The sequence below is a fragment of the Bacillus sp. JHAA genome (assembly GCF_036961585.1).
Taxonomy (GTDB): domain Bacteria; phylum Bacillota; class Bacilli; order Bacillales; family Bacillaceae; genus Bacillus; species Bacillus velezensis.
Genome location: NZ_JBAMDE010000004.1, coordinates 1 through 17,602, shown reverse-complemented (window position 1 = coordinate 17,602; position 17,602 = coordinate 1). Strand labels below are relative to the sequence as shown.

The following is a 17,602-nucleotide window of genomic DNA, read 5'->3' as shown; positions in this document are numbered from 1 at the left end:
CCGGGAGGGATCAGAATATGAAAACACTGACAGCCGCCATACTCACAATGGTCATCAGCCTCTCTTTTCTGCCGCAGCACAAAGCCGAAGCCCAAGCCAAATTATACGACGCAGCAAAGCTCAGAAAGGTTGATCAAATGATTGAAAAAGACATCGCAGCAGGATTCCCCGGAGCCGTCCTCGTCGTCGTAAAGGACGGACGGGTGATCAAAAAGAAAGCATACGGCTACAGCAAAAAATATGACGGGAACACCCTTTTATCCCGTCCGAAAAAAATGAAAACATCAACCATGTTTGATCTAGCTTCCAATACAAAAATGTACGCGGCGAATTTTGCATTACAGCGACTCGTCAGCCAGGGAAAGCTTGATGTGTATCAAAAAGTCTCGGCTTACCTTCCTGATTTCAAAGACAGAAAAAGCGATCCGATTCAAGAAAAAGACCGCATTCGCGTCATCGATGTGCTCCAGCATCAATCCGGTCTGCCGGCAAGCTTTTATTTCTATCAGCCGGACACCGCAGGCCCTTTGTATTCACAAGAACGGGATAAAACGATCCGTTTTCTCACTCAAATCCCGCTTGCATACAAACCGGGAACAAAACACGTATACAGCGATATCGGTTACATGCTTCTCGGCTGCATCATTGAAAACATAACCGGAAAAACCCTTGATACCTATGCGGAACAAGAACTGTACAAACCGCTGAAACTGACGCACACACTGTTCAACCCGCTGCAAAAAAGCTTTAAAGAAAAAGCATTCGCAGCTACTGAACGTTTAGGCAACACACGTGACGGAGTCATCCATTTCCCTCACATCAGGGCGTATACGCTGCAGGGGGAAGTTCACGATGAAAAAGCATTTTACTCAATGGGTGGGGTGTCCGGTCACGCCGGGCTGTTTTCCAGAGCTGATGATATGGCCGTCCTTCTTCAAGTCATGCTGAACGGAGGCAGTTATAAACACGTTTCTCTCTTCAATAAAAGAACGGCCGATTTGTTCACAACGGCGGCATCCTCTGATCCGACTTTCGCTCTCGGCTGGCGGAAAAACGGCAGCCCGGATATGGAGTGGATGTTCGGCCCTTATGCAAGCAGGCAGGCATATGGCCATACGGGATGGACCGGCACCGTCACGATTATTGATCCCGCTTATAAGCTGGGGATCGCGCTTTTAACCAATAAAAAGCATTCCCCCGTCGTCAGTCCCGGTGAAAACCCGAATGTTTTTGAAGGGGATCTTTTTCCGACCGGAAGCTACGGCAGCGTCATAAAAACGATTTATGAAGCCATTGAATGACAACCCATGTCTTTTGTCCAAACTATGAAGGCAGGAGGGCACCATCATGAAACTTGTCATCTCAGCTGTATTACTGTTGTTCATTGTTTTCGGCACGCATCATGTATCGACAAAACCGGACATTCCGTCACAGGCGGAACAAGCGGTATCCCGTATGACATTAGATGAAAAATTAGGGCAGATGCTCATGCCTGATTTTCGCAATTGGCAAAAAAAGGGGCAGTCATCACCTGAGGCTCTTACCCAAATGAATGACGAAGTCGCAGGGCTTATTCAAAAGTACCGGTTCGGCGGAGTTATCTTATTTTCAGAAAATGTAAAAAACACTGAACAAACGGTACGCCTGACAGATGCCTTTCAAAAGGCGAGCCCTGACATTCCGCTATTATTAAGCATTGATCAGGAGGGCGGCATCGTAACTAGACTTGGTGAGGGCACTCATTTCCCAGGCAATATGGCGCTCGGAGCCGCTAGAAAAACAGCCTACGCGTCCCAGACCGGCGCCATTATCGGGAAAGAACTGAAAGCACTGGGCATTAATACGAATTTCGCACCCGTTCTCGATATCAATAATAATCCCGGAAACCCTGTCATCGGCGTCAGGTCGTTCAGTTCAGACCGAGATCTGACAGCTTCACTCGGCCTTGCCTCAATGAAGGCTCAGCAAAAGCAGGATGTCGCTGCCGCCGTCAAACATTTCCCGGGACACGGCGACACGGATGTCGACAGCCACTACGGCCTTCCGCTTGTCACCCACAATCAAGAAAGGCTGCGTCAGATTGAACTTTATCCGTTCCGGAAGGCCATTCAGGCCGGAGCTGATATGATCATGACAGCCCATGTGCAATTTCCCGCGTTTGACGATACAACCTATAAAAGCAAGCTGGACGGTTCAGACATCCTCGTACCCGCCACACTCTCGAAAAAAGTGATGACTCATCTTCTCCGTGAGGAAATGGGCTTTAACGGCGTCATCGTCACGGATGCATTAAATATGAAAGCCATTGCCGATCATTTCGGCCAGGAAGAGGCGGTCGTCATGGCCGTAAAAGCAGGAGTCGATATTGCCCTGATGCCGGCCCAAGTGACATCGCTGCAAACGGAAAACCGCTTTGCCCGGGTTCATTCCGCTTTAAAAAAGGCGGTACAAAAAGGGGAAATTCCGCTGCAGCAAATTAACAAATCAGCGGAACGCATCATTTCCCTGAAAATAAAACGAGGGATATATCCCTCCCCGAAAGAGAAAAATCTGAAAAAGAAGATTGCAAAAGCAAAGAAAACCGTCGGCAGCAAAAATCACCTGAAAGCGGAAAAACAAATCGCGGAAAGGTCCGTCACCGTCTTACAAAACAAAAACCGCACGCTCCCATTCAAACCGAAAAAGAACAGCCGCGTTCTCATTGCCGCTCCATATGAAGATCAAACAGCGTCAATGGAACAAACCATTCGGCAGCTCATCAAGAAGAAAAAAATCCGGCCGGTAACCATCAGTAAAATGAACTTCGCCGAGCGCACATTTCATGATGAACACAAAAAGCAGATATCTGACGCTGATTACGTGATTACAGGCTCATATGTTGTGAAAAATGATCCTGTCGTAAACGACGGCGTGATCGACGATACCGTCACAGATCCCGGCAAGTGGACGACTGCATTTCCGCGGGCCGTCATGAAAGCCGCACAATCGAACCAAAAACCCTTTGTGCTGATGAGCCTGCGTAATCCATATGACGCTGCGAACTTTGAAGAAGCTGAAGCCCTTATCGCAGTCTACGGCTTTAAAGGATATACAGACGGACAATTTCTCCAGCCAAACATTCCGGCAGGTATTGAAGCGATATTCGGACAGACAAAACCGCAAGGCAGGCTGCCCGCTGACATTCCTTCCGTCACGCATCCGGGAACGACACTGTATCCTTATGGTTTCGGTATCAATCTGAAGACCGGAAAACCGCTTTAAACAGGAGGACTGATCATGAAAACACAAACGGCTGCGCTTATTGCCGGATTAGTCGTCATCAGTGCTATGACGGCAGTCTCGGCGGCTTCTGACAGAAACCTTCATACCGCCAAGAAACCAAGCATCCAAACAGGCATCGACCGCCTGCTGAAAGATTATAAACAGGAACTGAAGGGAAAAAGGGTCGGGCTGATCACCAACCCGACCGGTGTGAACAATTCATTAAAAAGCAGCGTTGACGTGCTGTATGAGGCACCAGACATCCACTTGACGGCATTATTCGGACCGGAGCACGGTGTCCGCGGCGATGCTCAGGCCGGAGACAAAGTCACATCCTATATAGACGAAAAAACAGGGCTTCCCGTCTACAGCCTGTACGGGGAAACGAGGAAACCGACGCCTGACATGCTGAAAGATACAGATGTGCTGATTTTCGATATTCAGGATGTCGGAACGCGATACTACACCTACATTTATACAATGGCCTATGCCATGGAAGCGGCAAAAGAAAAAGGCATACCTTTTTATGTATTGGACCGGCCGAATCCGCAAGGCGGACGAAATCCGGACGGCCCGGTTCTTGAACCGGATTACGCTTCATTTGTCGGACTGTATCCGATCCCGCTGAAGCACGGCATGACGATCGGTGAGCTTGCTCTTTTATTCAATAAAGAGTTTCATATTGGCGCCGACCTCACCGTCGTAAAAATGAAGCGCTGGAAGCGGACGATGACGATTGAAGATACCGGTCTGCCGTTCGTCCTCCCTTCGCCTAATATCCCGACCCCGGACAGCATATTCGCATATTCGGCGACAGGACTAATCGAAGGCACAAACGTATCCGAAGGAAGGGGCACGACAAAGTCGTTTGAACTGATCGGCGCGCCTTATATGAAAAGCACCGAGCTCGAAGAACGCCTGAACAGTCTCAAGCTTCCGGGCGTCACCTTCAGAGCCGCATCATTTATCCCCAGCTTCTCCAAGCACCAGAGCAAGCTGTGCCACGGCGTACAAGTCTACGTAACAAACAGAAACACATTTGAAGCGGCAAAAACAGGGCTCTCCATTCTGAAAACCATGCATGACTTATATCCGAATGACTTTTTATTCTTGCCGACAGGCTCATTTGACAAGCTGATCGGTAACGGCTGGGTACGCAAAAAAATAGAAAAAGGCGCTTCCATTGAAGACATCACCGGCACATATCAACGCCGGCTGGACCAATTCAAAACTATAAGAAAACAATACCTCATATACTGACAACATTCGTGTTACACGTGTAACATTTTGACGCATTTCACATTTCCGCTTTTTATAGGAAAACATTCATTTATTTGGTACAATTTAAATGATAACAGTTATCATTTAAATGAATGTTTCCTAAAAGGTGGTTTCTCATGAAAAACATATTATTCTTTCAGCCCATTGATATCATCTCCGTAAAAAAAACAGCCGACCTTCTGTCAGAGCATCAGCTCACTGATTCCCCCGTATTGATCTTTCATGTGAAAGGCGAGGGACAAATTGATATCGGAACAGACAGCTTTCCGCTGCAGAAGGAAACGCTCTACATCTGTCCTTGTGATGAGACATTCAATATTGCCCCTATACCGTCAGGCGGCATCCATTTATATATCGTCAGACTCCGTGTTTTCTCCTATTCATCAGATGATGAAGCGATGCTTCCGGATAACGGGGAAGACATCTTCCACGGACTTCAGCAAATGAATTTACAAACGGTTGATCATTTGACAAGCCGGCTTCAGTCACTTTCTGAAAACGTGCGATCGGCGGATGCATTGCAGAAAATGAAATATACAGCCGACTTTCAGCAGCTGATGTATGACCTTTATGCTGCAAAAGTATGCCATCAAAATAATACGAAAGCGGCGATCGAACAGACAAAACAATTCATACATGCTCAGTCCGACACAAAAATCACGCTCACCCAGCTCGCTCATATGGCGGGAATCAGTCCCAAGCATTACAGTGAAACCTTTAAAAAACTATACGGGCAGAGCGTAACTGAATATATCACAGACATCCGCATAACCAATGCGAAAAAACTGATGGCCAAGGCAAACTGCAAACTGCGGGAAATCGCTCATCAAATCGGCTACCAAGACGAATTTTATTTCAGCCGCATCTTTAAAAAACATACCGGCAGCTCACCTACAAGCTATATGAAAAAAAGGCGCACAAAAATGGCCGCGTACGGAAAAGAAACGATGGGGCATCTGATTCCTCTGCATCACGTGCCTTATGCTGCGGCGCTGCACCCGAAATGGACGGCCTATTATTACAAACAATTCTCTTCCGATATTCCGGTTCACCTGAGTGCTTACCGCTATAATGCAAATTGGGAAGAGAACCTGCACACGCTTTCCCAAGCTGCCCCGGACATCATTTTCAGTCTTGATTCTGTCAGTGAAGAAGAAAAACAGCGCCTGAATGACATCACTGAAGTTTTTTACCTTCCGGCTCAAGAGAATTGGAGAGACCAGTTTCTTCGCACCGCCGCATATTTGAATGAAGAGCAGGAAGCGCGGCACTGGCTTAAAGCTTATCAAAGTCTCGCCCATTCAGCGAAAGATGCTCTGAAACACGTGCGGCATCAGCGGTTCTTATTTGTCCGTGTATATAAAGAAAATATGTACATCGCCCATAACAACAGTATTGAGGATGTCTTCTTCGGTGATTTAGGCTTTGCCTCCGCAAAACCGGAATCTTTTGCTCCTGACGAAAAGATTTCCTTGGACATGCTGGCTGATTGCCAGGCTGACTGCATCATGCTTTTCACTTGTAAAGAACCGGAAACGCTTCGTTATTTTCAGCGGATTCAGCAGACCGGGATATGGCAGAACCTTAGAGCCGTCAGCGATAAACGCGTGTTTCCCATATCATCTGACCCGTGGATTGAATATTCTCCAAGCGGACATCAGCGGATGATCGAGCAAAGCATTTCCATTTTATCCGAAGATCGTCCATGGTAATGCCGGAAATTATCCATGGTCTTATCCCTGTTCATTCTCTATAATTCCAATTGATAATAGTTATCAATTGAACAGGAGGAACAATAGATGAAGAAATTGGCATTCGCTTTCATGATTTTGCTTTTGGCTTTCACGGCCGCGGCTTGCGGAAGCTCAGAAACATCTGATACAGCAAGTAAAGGAAAGGACGCTTCTTCAGATAAAAAGAAAATCGAATATCTCGGAAAAACATATGAAGTCAAAGCGCCGACTGACAAAATCGCCATTACAGGCAGCGTAGAATCAATGGAAGACGCCAAATTGCTTGACGTTCATCCGGCAGGAGCAATTTCTTTCTCCGGCAAATTCCCGGAACTGTTTAAAGATATTACAGATAAATCCGTATCTACGGGAGAAAAAATGCAGCCGAATATGGAAAAAATTCTTGAGCTGCAGCCGGACGTCATTCTGGCATCAACCAAATTCCCGGAAAAAACGTTGAAAAAATTGAGCGGCACCGCTGAAACGATCCCTGTCTCTCATATCTCATCAAACTGGAAAGAAAACATGATGCTGCTCGCCCAGCTTACAGATAAAGAGAAAAAAGCGAAAAAAATCATCGCAGATTACGAACAGGACCTGAAAAAGACAAAAACAAAGATCAACAGCAAAGCGAAACAGTCAAACGCGCTGGTCATCAGAATCAGACAAGGCAATATTTATATTTATCCTGAACAAGTATATTTCAACTCCACGCTTTACGGTGATTTAGGCCTGAAGGCGCCGGACGAAGTCAAAGCGGCGAAAGCGCAGGAACTGATTTCTCTTGAAAAATTAAGCGAAATGAACCCTGACCATATCTTCGTACAATTCTCTGATGACGAAAACGCAGATAAGCCGGGCGCTTTGAAAGACTTAGAGAAAAATCCGATCTGGAAGAGCCTGAAGGCAGTCAAAAAAGACCATGTATACGTCAATACGATTGATCCATTAGCCCAAGGCGGAACCGCGTGGAGTAAAATCAGCTTCTTACAGGTTGCGGCTGACAAGTTGACTCAAGACTAATAAAGAGTAGGTTTTTCACATGTATGCAAAACGGCGGACACACATGATTATCATTGCTTCACCGATTGCCATTGTTCTGTCACTGCTGCTTTCCGTTTTATACGGCGCAAAGCAGCTTGACATCCATACCGTGTTCTCCGCATTGCTGCACTTTAATCCGGAGAATACCGACCATCAGATCATATGGCATTCAAGAATCCCGAGGGCTGCCGGCGCTATGTTTATCGGCGCCGCCCTTGCTGTTTCCGGAGCGCTCATGCAGGGAATCACACGGAACTATCTGGCCTCGCCTTCGATCATGGGTGTGTCGGACGGCTCCGCTTTTATCATCACCCTTTGCATGGTATTGCTCCCTCAATCGACATCCATTGAAATGATCATATATTCGTTTATCGGTTCCGCATTCGGCGCCGCTCTTGTTTTCGGGCTGGCCTCCATTCTTCCCGGCGGTTTTACCCCGGTGCAGCTTGCCATCATCGGAACGGTGACCAGTATGCTTCTCAGCAGTCTGTCGGCTGCGCTTTCGATTTATTTTCAAATTTCGCAGGATCTCAGTTTTTGGTACAGTGCGAGACTGCATCAAATGAACCCTGATTTTTTGAAACTGGCCGTCCCGTTTTTTGCGATCGGAATCATCACGGCCATGATTCTCAGCAAAAAGGTCACTGCCGTATCATTAGGAGACGACATTTCAAAAAGTCTGGGACAGCAGAAAAGAACCATCAAACTCATGGCGATGGCGGCCGTTGTCATATTGACCGGAAGCTCGGTGGCACTCGCCGGAAAAATTGCATTTGTCGGTTTGGTCGTTCCGCACATCACACGTTTTCTCGTCGGATCGGACTACAGCAGGCTGATCCCATGCGCGTGCATCATCGGCGGCGTCTTCCTGACCCTTTGCGATCTTGCCAGCCGATTCATCAATTATCCGTTTGAGACGCCTATTGAAGTTGTCACTTCTATCATCGGTGTTCCTTTCTTTCTTTATTTGATTAAAAGAAAAGGAGGGGATCAGCGTGGTGCGTAAAATGGCCGGAATTTATATCATTCTGATTGCTCTCATATTGCTCGTAAGCTATTTCAGCATGACAAGCGGTTCTTTTTCCGCAAAGCCGGGTGAACTGCTCAGTACCCTTTTCCGCATCCATCCGAATCCGCAATATGACATTTTGCTGTTTCAGCTGAGGCTGCCGCGCATTGTCATGGCTGCTGCCATCGGGCTCGGATTGGGGATAGCCGGAGCCGTTATTCAGGCCATTACCAAAAACGGTCTTGCCGATCCCGGTATTTTGGGCATTAATGCAGGAGCCGGAGCCGGAATCGTCACGTTTATGCTTCTGTTTCAGGGACAATCTGAAGCGACGGCACTTGCCTCTGCGATGGGTATGCCTGTCTTCGGCCTCATCGGAGGATTGATGGCGGCCGTGCTGATCTATATTTTCGCCTGGCACCGGGGGCATCTGGAATCGGGCAGAATTATTCTCGTCGGGATCGCTATGAATTCCGGATTCAGCGCGCTGTCTTTATTTCTTTCATTAAAAATGGACCCGCAGGATTATGAGATGGCGATGGTTTGGAAAAACGGCAGCATCTGGTCGGCAAACTGGATGACCATTACGGCGATCCTTCCGTGGCTGATCGTGTTCATTCCTCTGCTTATGGCGAAAACGTCATTGCTGGATACCATTCGTTTCGATGAGGACACGGTGAAAAGCCTCGGTGTTTCAACCAATAAAGAAAAAACGATTTTACTCATTGCCTGCATCGCTTTGATCAGCGCATGTGTAACCGCAGCGGGCAGCATGGCATTTGTCGGACTGATCGCGCCCCATATTTCCCGCAGGCTCGCCGGGATTGAGCACAGATACTCATTACCGGTCAGCGGATTGGTCGGTATGCTCCTCGTCACATCCGCCGACTTTGCGGGCAAATTGTTCTTTCAGCCTTCAGAAGTGCCGGCGGGAATTATTCTTGCGATTCTCGGCGTTCCTTATTTCTTTTTTCTTCTGTTTAAGCAAAAGAAGGGGCTGGATGCATGAGAGGCACCCTTACAGAACACCGGATAAACGGAAAGGAATGCACTGTGTATCTTCCTCCCTCCTATTCGGTTCAAACAGGGGCTTTACCCTGTGTGTACGTACTGGACGGGGGTTCTTTGTTTTTAGAACAGATGGATAAGCTTGAATCCCAATTTGCGAACGGAACACTTCCCGAATTGATTTTCATCGGCATCAAACCGGCTGACAGGCTCGATGAGTACACGCCGTGGCCCGCGCCTTCCCTGAGCCCTGCGTTTCATGATTTCGGCGGCAAAGGGAGGCTCTTTCTCGAGGAGCTGACAAATGTCATCATTCCAACTGTAGAAGATATGCATCACATTTCTGCACATCCGGAAACGAGAGGACTGATCGGCGCGTCATTAGGCGGACTGTTTTCGATATACGCGATGCTCCAAAAGCCTGAAATATTCGGCAGAATCGGTTGTATTTCCGGTTCCTTCTGGTATGAAAAATCAGCAGATTATGTCCGCTCCGCATCTTTGCGTCCGGCACGGCGGCGTATCTATATGTCTGTCGGCAGCCGCGAAGCTGAGCATAAAAACAACATCCAAAACACCATGATCCGACTAAATAAAGACGTGTACGAAAGCCTCAAGCAAAAAGGCTTTTCTCAATCTCAGCTCTCTTTCACTGTTGAAGAAGGCGCCGTGCACCATCAAGAAGCATTCAAACGACAATTCAATGCAGCACTAAGCTGGCTGTACGGAAAAAACCGCTCACGTAGCTGAGCGGTTTTTTTCATACTTCATCACGACCGGCTTAAGTTCAAAGCGTCTCAGCAAATAGCCGAACAAAGCTGCAAGGATTTGCTGAAAAAGCATCCCGATGACGACCGGAACCGCCACTTGAGACGGAAAAAAAGACACGGCGAGAACGGCTCCAGCGCTGATATTGCGCATGCCCCCCGTATAAATCAGAGACACAATTTCATCCTGGCTCCGCTTCATCAGCCTTCCGATCAGCCATGCCACGGCATAACCCGTCATGGCAATAAAAAATACCATGCCTGCGATGCCCGCAAATTTGATATCCACGTGCGTGACATACGGCGCGATTTCCGAACTGTTAATGGCAATGACAATCATCAGACAGATTTTTGAAAAAGGAGACAGCGACCGGCTTATTGCCTGAGTCCTTACCGGCGGGGAAAACTGGTTGACTATCATCCCTGCGATGGATGGAATCACCACCATCTCCGCCAGCCCTTTCATCATTCCCCACACATCCATCTGAACATTCGCCCCCGCCAGGACAGACAGGCTTAACGGTACGATAAAAGGAGAAAGCACGGTATCAACCAGGATAATAGACAGCGTCAATCCGACATTCCCCTTATACATCGCAGCCCAAATCAAACTCGTAATTCCGGTCGGAATCACCACACCCATAATCAGCCCCGTCACAGTTAAAGGGTCACCGCTGAAAATCAGATGGCCGCTTCCCCATGCAAAAACAGGCATGAAAATATGCAGAACAAACAATGCCATGATCATCGGGAGCGGCTTCTCGATACTGCGCTTCAGCGATTGAAAATTGGCACTCAGACTGCCCGTAAATGTAATAAATGCAAATATCCACGGCACAGCGCCGGCCATCCAGCTGATATGCTGAGATAACAGCACACCCGCCGCCACACTTGACGGAGTCAAAAGCGGCATGATTCTCCCCAACACTTGGTTCAACTTCTGAAGCCACATCATATGCAAGTCTCCTATATACGGTTTTCAAGTCTCATTCATTATAACAATGCACCCCGGCAAATTTAACCGAAAAAAAGCCCGGATATATTCATCCGGACTTCACAAATTCTATGCCATTTGTTTCATTAAATCTCGGCTTTTCTGATTTAATCCCTTTAATTCAGCCTCAATTCCGTATTCTTTACATTTGGCGACAATTTTCTCAAGAGCCGCCGCTCCTGAATCATCCCACACGTGGGCGTCGGTCAAATCAATGACAATCCGTTTCACGTCTTCATCATAAACGATGGCATTCATGAGCTCAGACACGGAAGCAAAAAAGATCTGTCCCGTTACCTTATAAGTTCTGACATCTTTCTGTTCGGAATGTGACACAATCTTCAGCTTAGAAATTTTAGCCGTAAAGAAGATCGCGCTTAATAGCACACCCGCGAAGACACCCTTTGATAAATCATTTGTCAGGACGACCGTCACGACGGTAATAACCATAACGATCGAATCAGTAAGGGGCGCTTTCCGCAAACCTTTAATCGATGACCAGTCGAACGTGCCGATGGACACCATAACCATCACGGCCACCAGCGCAGCCATCGGAATTTTCACGACGATACCGCTTAATACGGCAATTAAAAACATTAAAAACGCGCCGGCCGTAAAAGCCGATAATCGGCCGCGTCCGCCGGCTTTCGTATTAATGACAGACTGGCCGATCATGGCGCATCCGGCCATGCCTCCGAAAAATCCGTTCACAATATTGGCGATGCCTTGTCCGCGGCTTTCTTTGTTCTTATCACTATCCGTATCCGTCATTTCATCAATGATCTGGGCTGTCAGCAATGACTCAAGCAATCCGACGAATGCAAGCGCCAGAGAATACGGGAAAATAATCCGCAATGTCTCAAACGTCCACGGAACATCCGGTATCAAGAAATGCGGAAGTGAACTTGTGATCCCGCCCATATCACCGACCGTGCGGACATCCGCATGGAAGACCACCGCAATGATCGTCATGACAAAAATCGCCACCAGCGGAGACGGCACAGCCGTCGTAACCTTCGGCAATAGATATATGATAGCCAGTGATCCGGCAAGCATGGCGTACATGACCCATGAAGCTCCTTTGAACTGGGGCAGCTGCGCAGAAAAAATCAAGATCGCCAAAGCATTCACAAATCCGATCATGACCGAACGCGGAATAAATTTCATCAATTTCGCTATCTTACTGACACCAAGAATAAATTGAATAATACCTGTCAAAATGGTTGCCGCAAACAAATACTGCAGCCCGTAATCAGCCACCAATGTCACCATGACAACCGCCATTGAACCCGTAGCGGCTGAAATCATTCCCGGTCTGCCGCCGAAGATAGAAATAATAATCGCGATACAAAATGATGCATAAAGGCCGACCATCGGATCGACACCTGCAATAATTGAAAATCCGATCGCCTCAGGGATCAGAGCGAGGGCAACCAGAATACCGGCCAGAATGTCTTTACGGACATTCCCGAACCATTGCTGCTGTAACGTATAATCTTTCAAATGATAACGACTCCTTTTCACTATAAAAATCCGCACCCTATCAGTTGGAAACATTGATTTTCATCTGGGGAATATGAGGCAAGCTTACGGGGAAAAAGAGGACACGCTCAGAGTATAATGCCGTTGAGGAAAGGAATTGTTAACAAAGAGTATCATATTAAACTTTAAAGAAATGTGCAAGCCGTATAAATAAGAAAAGAAAACGGCTCTCACTGGAGCCGTTTCCGCTTTTATAAAAGTTCCGGATCAGACACAAGAATCGTTTTTATTGCGCTGATATCCTTTCTTTCTTTTGTCACCGGGTCGATGCCCATGAGATGATCAACGGCTTCTTCATAATTCTTCAGTTCCGTCTTTTCCGTAATAAAATCATAGAGCTGCGGAAGGTCGGACGCGCATGCTAACGCGGCTTCCATGATCTGGCGGGCTTCACCTGTGCCCACAATCGTTACGCCGTTTGACAGCAGCTGGTACGGCCTGACCGTCATCTCATACGTATCATCAAAGCCCATCGGCACGATTCTGCCTCCCTTTTCAATAAAAGGATAAGCCCAATCAAGCTGGTTGCCGATCGCGTCAAAAATCACATCAAATTTTCTTCCTTGATTAATCCGTTTCACTTCATCCACAGTTAATGCTTCAGGGTGGTAGACATAATCAGATATCCGGCTTGCCGCCTCGCTTCGGAAACTGCCTATTTCAGTCGCAACCGTCAATCGCGCCATTTTTTTCACCATCATTTGCACAAGCAGTCCGATCGGTCCGGATCCCAAAACCAAGACCGAGTCCTCCGGCTGAATCGAAGCCTTGTCCACAACATTCAGCACACAGGAGAGAGGCTCAACCAATGTGGCCCGCTCCCATTCCATTGAATCCGGAATTCTGTACATGAACCTGTCTTCCCCCACGTAATATTCCGCAAACGTTCCGTGCGCCCCGATTCCGAGCTGCCAATCCTCGAAGGTTTCGCAATAACACGTCAGCCCTCTCCGGCAATAATGACATTTCCCGCAAAACTGCGTAGGATCTATCACGACGCGGTCTCCGACTTTTACATTTGTCACGTCCGGTCCGATTTCCACGACCGCTCCCACCGATTCATGCCCCATAATCATATGATGGGTTGCATTCATTTTTCCTTTCAGCACATTTAAGTCCGTTCCGCAGATACCGGTGCCGAAAATTTTCACTTTCACATCATTGGATTTCCGAATTTGAGGCTCGTCCACCTCTTGGTATTCAAGCTTATCATTAGGAGTCCAGACCAACGCCTTCATATTTCTCTTCCTTTCTGCCCCAGCGGATTTGGTCTAACAATGTTTGATGAAGCTCCTTCGTTGATGCCGCAATACATGATTGCTGATTCTGATAACTTAAATCTGTCAGAAGCGTTTCGTCCAAAGACCGGCCGTACGCATCCGTAATGACCACTCCCGCCTTCTTCGCCAAAAAGACGCTTGCGGCAATATCATAAGGAAACAAATGCAGCACCTGTCCGTTCCCGACCTGCTGAAAATCTGAAAGCAGCTTCGGATCATCTTTCAGCAGACGATTGCCGATATCCACATAAGCATCCATCTGCCCCGTGATAATTCGTGAAATCGAATAAGAAGCGCTGTTGAAAACAAAAACCCCGCCATTATTGGCCGACTGGTCAATCAGATGGCCGTATGCGTCCGTCATCAGCTGCGCCGGATGCCCGTTAAATTCAAGGCTCCAAAACATATTTTTAATATCCCGCACTTCGCTCAAATTCGGCAATTCTCCATGATACCCTTCAAAATGAATGGCATCGCTGTATACATCACCGTACATATAAGCGCCTGATTTCAATTCAAGTAAAAAAGCAAACTCGATATCCTTAATCTTTGCGTTTGGCTTATACGAAGCAAGCGCAATCGAAATACACGACATTTCAAGTCCCGCGGCGGCCGGGCGCGTTCCGTCTATCGGATCTACAATTAAAATATATTGCGGATCTTCTCCAATCAGCTTCAGGCCGCCATCCTCCGTGTAAAAAGCAACCGGATGGCCCTTTTCTTGAATATAATCCAGCACCGCCTCCTCAGCAGCGGCGTCTATGTTAAATTGGGCGTCGCCTCCCGGAGAATAGCCGTTTACGAGCCGGTTTTTCAGCGTGCCTTTTTGATTTTTCACCTTTTGATAAACAAATTGTCCAAGCTCAATGATATAGTCTCTCACTTGATTTCCTCCAATAGCTTGCGAAGTCTGTAGCAGAGCACTTCGGCTTCACTAAGTGTTATGGTTAAAGGCGGACGGATTTTAAATACATTTCCGAATCCGTAACGGGATGTCCGGAGAATCAGCCCGTAATCCATTGCCCGTTTAGCAATATAATTGGTCAGCTCCACATCCGGTTCATTGTTCTCTTTAACAATCTCCACACCGATCATAAGACCGACGCCTCTTACCTCAGAAATAAAAGCGAAATCCTCTTTCATCGTTTCTAAGCGATCCATAATATAATGACCGACCGTCGTTACATTTTCCAAAAATCCCGGTCGCTGCATGATATCTATGGTTTTACAAGCGGCAGCGGCGGCCATCACATTTGAGCCGTATGTGAAGGAGTGCGTATACCCCGGAAGCCCGGTATACTTGTCCTCCGTCAGAGTGGCGGCGACTTGAAAGCCTGTGCCCCCGAGCCCCTTTGCTACCGTCATCATATTAGGTTTCACATCGAAGTGGTCCGCGGCAAACATTTTACCCGTCCGTCCGAACCCGGTCTGAATTTCATCAAAAATCAGAGCGATATCATGTTCATCACAAAGCTTTCTCAACTGTTTAAAATACTCTTTAGGCGGAACGACGTTTCCACCGTTTCCGGATATCGGTTCAATAATCATGGCGGCAATTTTTCCATTGCTCGCATACTCAATAAAATCATTAATTCTTTCTACGCACAGCATACCGCATGAATCAGGTTTCTGATTATAAAAACAGCGGCTGCAATAGGGATCGGGGACTTGCAGGCCAAAAGAAATTTGCGGCGGGAAAGGTTCTTTTCTGAATGAGTTGCCGGACAAAGCGGAAGTCATATACGTTTGTCCGAGGTGGCTTCGAAATAAGGAGATGACATCGGTTTTTCCGGAGTAATACTGAGCCATTTTAATAGCTCCTTCATTTGCACCGGAACCGCTGCTGACTTTAGGGTGTACTTTTGTGAGATTATCGGGGGCGATTTCTACTAGTTTTTCTGCCAGTTTATTTACGGCGTCTGTTTGAAAAGATGATGTTACATGGATGAGCTTATCGGCTTGTTCTTTAACCGTATCAATGACCTCTTTGTTACCGTATCCTAAATTCAAGTTAAACGTGGCAGAGGCGCAATCAATGTACTCATTTCCCTCTTGATCGTACAGGTAAATCCCTTCTCCGCGCTCCATTACTACATCGTCAACACTGTAATACAAGCTGTCTGGATTCGTGATTTCCTTCGTTCCCACAAATACCACCCCTATGAAATTATTAGAATTTCGCTTTTTATCGTATAAATTATTGAAAATAATGTCAACGATCTTTCTTGTAAAAAATGTTAACAATTTGTTAACGTTACCATAATGGATGTACGAGAAAAAGTTATGTGATATAGTAACAATACTTGGATTTTTTGTAAAAACATCATGTCATACGAGTAGAGAGAAATATGATTTTACCAATAAGGAGATAAAATGATGAAAACTCGTCTGCTGTGGATAAGCTGTTTTTCTTATGGATCGATTGCTTTTACACTTGTTATTCTGGGAGCCGTACTGCCTGAGTTACTCACACATTATTCACAAAGCTACAGTAATGGCGGTGTATTAGTATTCTCTCAGTTCATGGGCTTTCTCATCGGAGTTATTGGCATGCCATACATGGTGAAAAAGCTTGGGCGCAAAAACGTCGTTATCTTTGGCCTGGCACTCATCAGCTGTGAAATGTTCATCACCTTCCTGCCGCCCTGGCCGCTGCTATTTCTTCTCGTCAGCATCGCGGGGCTTGGCGCCGGATTGGTGGAATCCTGTGTAGGCACGATCATCCTCACCGCTATTAAAGAAAGACAGGCTGTGGCCATGAGCAAGATGGAAGTCGCCTACGGATTAGGTGCGCTGTTCATGCCTCTGCTCTCAGGCTTTCTTATCAACAACCACATGTGGACAATTGCTTTTTTAGTATTAGGGTTATCCAGTTTTGCACTCTTAATCGCATGGAAGCAGATGAGTTTCGGCAGTATTGATCAGCTTCTCATCCGCAAAGAGGTCTCTTCCGATGACACTAAAAAAGAAAGCACCGGTTATCGGTCACACGGATTGCTGTTTATTGCCTTGGCGGGTGCTTATTTCTTCTTTTACGGCGGCAGTGAAGTTTCCATTGTACATTTTATCCCCTCCATCTTCGCTGAGAAATGGGATATCCCCAACTCTTTGGCAACGATAACAGTTACAGTGTATTGGACGGGGATGATTATCGGTAGGTTATTAACAGGCCCGGTATCAGAAAAGCTGACATATCACCGTTATCTCCGTCTCATAAGCATTGGCGGTCTGGCTGCACTTACCGTATTAGCATTAAGCAAAAACGTATGGTTCGGTTTTGCCCTTTGCTTCTTTTTAGGGCTATTCATGGCAGGCATGTTTGCAATAGCCCTAATCATCACGAATCATTTTTATCCCGGAAAGACAGAAACAACTACCAGTATTCTGCTCGCTTCAAACGGATTAGGAGGTTCACTCCTTCCGATCGCCGTCGGCTGGAGCTTAGATGAATATCCCGTACAAACTGCGTTCTGGCTGTTTACTGCACTGATGCTCCTTATGCTGCTGATTGTGTTCAGTTTAAGAATGCTCGAGACAATAAAGTCAAACAATCTTCAACATCACAACAGCAAAGCAAAATCAATGTAAACAAAAAAGCTAATGCCTTTGAAAGGCATTAGCTTTATATATCTATGTGATCTTTCATATAAAAAACCCAGTTCATCATGAACTGGGTTAAGATA

Annotated in this window: 14 protein-coding genes; 9 read left to right on the top strand and 5 right to left on the bottom strand. The window is 46.7% G+C overall.

All coding sequences use genetic code 11. The features are described 5' to 3' along the window. The first annotated feature begins 17 nt into the window (after positions 1-17). The 8 genes from pbp4b (at position 18) to V7728_RS10235 (ending at position 10,086) form a co-directional block, all read left to right on the top strand. The gene (pbp4b, locus tag V7728_RS10270) at positions 18-1,301 is read left to right on the top strand and encodes a penicillin binding protein PBP4B (RefSeq protein ID WP_099566363.1); all 1,284 of its coding nucleotides are present in this window, start codon (positions 18-20) and stop codon (positions 1,299-1,301) included. Between the two features lie 46 nt (positions 1,302-1,347). Next, complete coding sequence (locus V7728_RS10265) at positions 1,348-3,261, top strand: glycoside hydrolase family 3 protein (protein ID WP_099566362.1); 1,914 nt, start codon at positions 1,348-1,350, stop codon at positions 3,259-3,261. Positions 3,262-3,276: 15 nt separating this feature from the next. After that, positions 3,277-4,521 carry an exo-beta-N-acetylmuramidase NamZ family protein gene (locus V7728_RS10260; RefSeq protein ID WP_099566361.1) on the top strand — a complete coding sequence of 415 codons (1,245 nt, stop codon included), beginning with the start codon at positions 3,277-3,279 and terminating at the stop codon, positions 4,519-4,521. A 137-nt stretch (positions 4,522-4,658) separates the two neighbouring features. Then, complete coding sequence (gene btr, locus V7728_RS10255; RefSeq protein ID WP_060562972.1) at positions 4,659-6,254, top strand: bacillibactin transport transcriptional regulator Btr; 1,596 nt, start codon at positions 4,659-4,661, stop codon at positions 6,252-6,254. A gap of 87 nt (positions 6,255-6,341) precedes the next feature. Continuing rightward, positions 6,342-7,298: an ABC transporter substrate-binding protein gene (locus tag V7728_RS10250; RefSeq protein WP_015239052.1), complete on the top strand. Its 957-nt coding sequence runs from the start codon at positions 6,342-6,344 to the stop codon at positions 7,296-7,298. 19 nt (positions 7,299-7,317) lie between these two features. After that, complete coding sequence (locus tag V7728_RS10245) at positions 7,318-8,325, top strand: FecCD family ABC transporter permease (protein WP_007408022.1); 1,008 nt, start codon at positions 7,318-7,320, stop codon at positions 8,323-8,325. A gap of 1 nt (position 8,326) precedes the next feature. Beyond that, complete coding sequence (gene feuC / locus V7728_RS10240) at positions 8,327-9,337, top strand: iron ABC transporter permease FeuC (protein ID WP_099567255.1); 1,011 nt, start codon at positions 8,327-8,329, stop codon at positions 9,335-9,337. Further along, positions 9,334-10,086 carry an alpha/beta hydrolase gene (locus tag V7728_RS10235; protein ID WP_015239050.1) on the top strand — a complete coding sequence of 251 codons (753 nt, stop codon included), beginning with the start codon at positions 9,334-9,336 and terminating at the stop codon, positions 10,084-10,086. The genes feuC and V7728_RS10235 overlap by 4 nt, the downstream gene beginning before the upstream one ends. On the opposite strand, the gene V7728_RS10230 is transcribed toward V7728_RS10235, so the two are convergent. The 5 genes from V7728_RS10230 to V7728_RS10210 all read right to left on the bottom strand — a co-directional run bounded on the left by V7728_RS10230 (position 10,075) and on the right by V7728_RS10210 (position 16,067). Next, positions 10,075-11,016, bottom strand: a complete 942-nt coding sequence (locus tag V7728_RS10230; protein ID WP_099567254.1) for a bile acid:sodium symporter family protein — start codon at positions 11,014-11,016, stop codon at positions 10,075-10,077. The two genes, V7728_RS10235 and V7728_RS10230, sit on opposite strands and share 12 nt — an antisense overlap. Positions 11,017-11,166: 150 nt before the next feature. Then, a complete protein-coding gene (locus V7728_RS10225) occupies positions 11,167-12,600 on the bottom strand; it encodes a SulP family inorganic anion transporter (RefSeq protein ID WP_043021532.1) in 1,434 nt (477 codons plus the stop codon). A gap of 230 nt (positions 12,601-12,830) precedes the next feature. Further along, positions 12,831-13,877: a zinc-dependent alcohol dehydrogenase gene (locus tag V7728_RS10220; protein WP_099566359.1), complete on the bottom strand. Its 1,047-nt coding sequence runs from the start codon at positions 13,875-13,877 to the stop codon at positions 12,831-12,833. After that, a complete protein-coding gene (locus tag V7728_RS10215) occupies positions 13,852-14,802 on the bottom strand; it encodes an inositol monophosphatase family protein (protein WP_043021534.1) in 951 nt (316 codons plus the stop codon). The genes V7728_RS10220 and V7728_RS10215 overlap by 26 nt, the downstream gene beginning before the upstream one ends. Continuing rightward, positions 14,799-16,067, bottom strand: coding sequence for an aspartate aminotransferase family protein (locus V7728_RS10210; protein ID WP_007408029.1), 1,269 nt, complete (start codon positions 16,065-16,067; stop codon positions 14,799-14,801). The genes V7728_RS10215 and V7728_RS10210 overlap by 4 nt, the downstream gene beginning before the upstream one ends. A 228-nt stretch (positions 16,068-16,295) precedes the next feature. Between V7728_RS10210 and V7728_RS10205 the strand changes: the two genes are divergently transcribed. Next, on the top strand, positions 16,296-17,507 hold the full coding sequence (locus V7728_RS10205; RefSeq protein WP_170919562.1) for an MFS transporter: 1,212 nt from the start codon (positions 16,296-16,298) through the stop codon (positions 17,505-17,507). Positions 17,508-17,602: the final 95 nt, after the last annotated feature.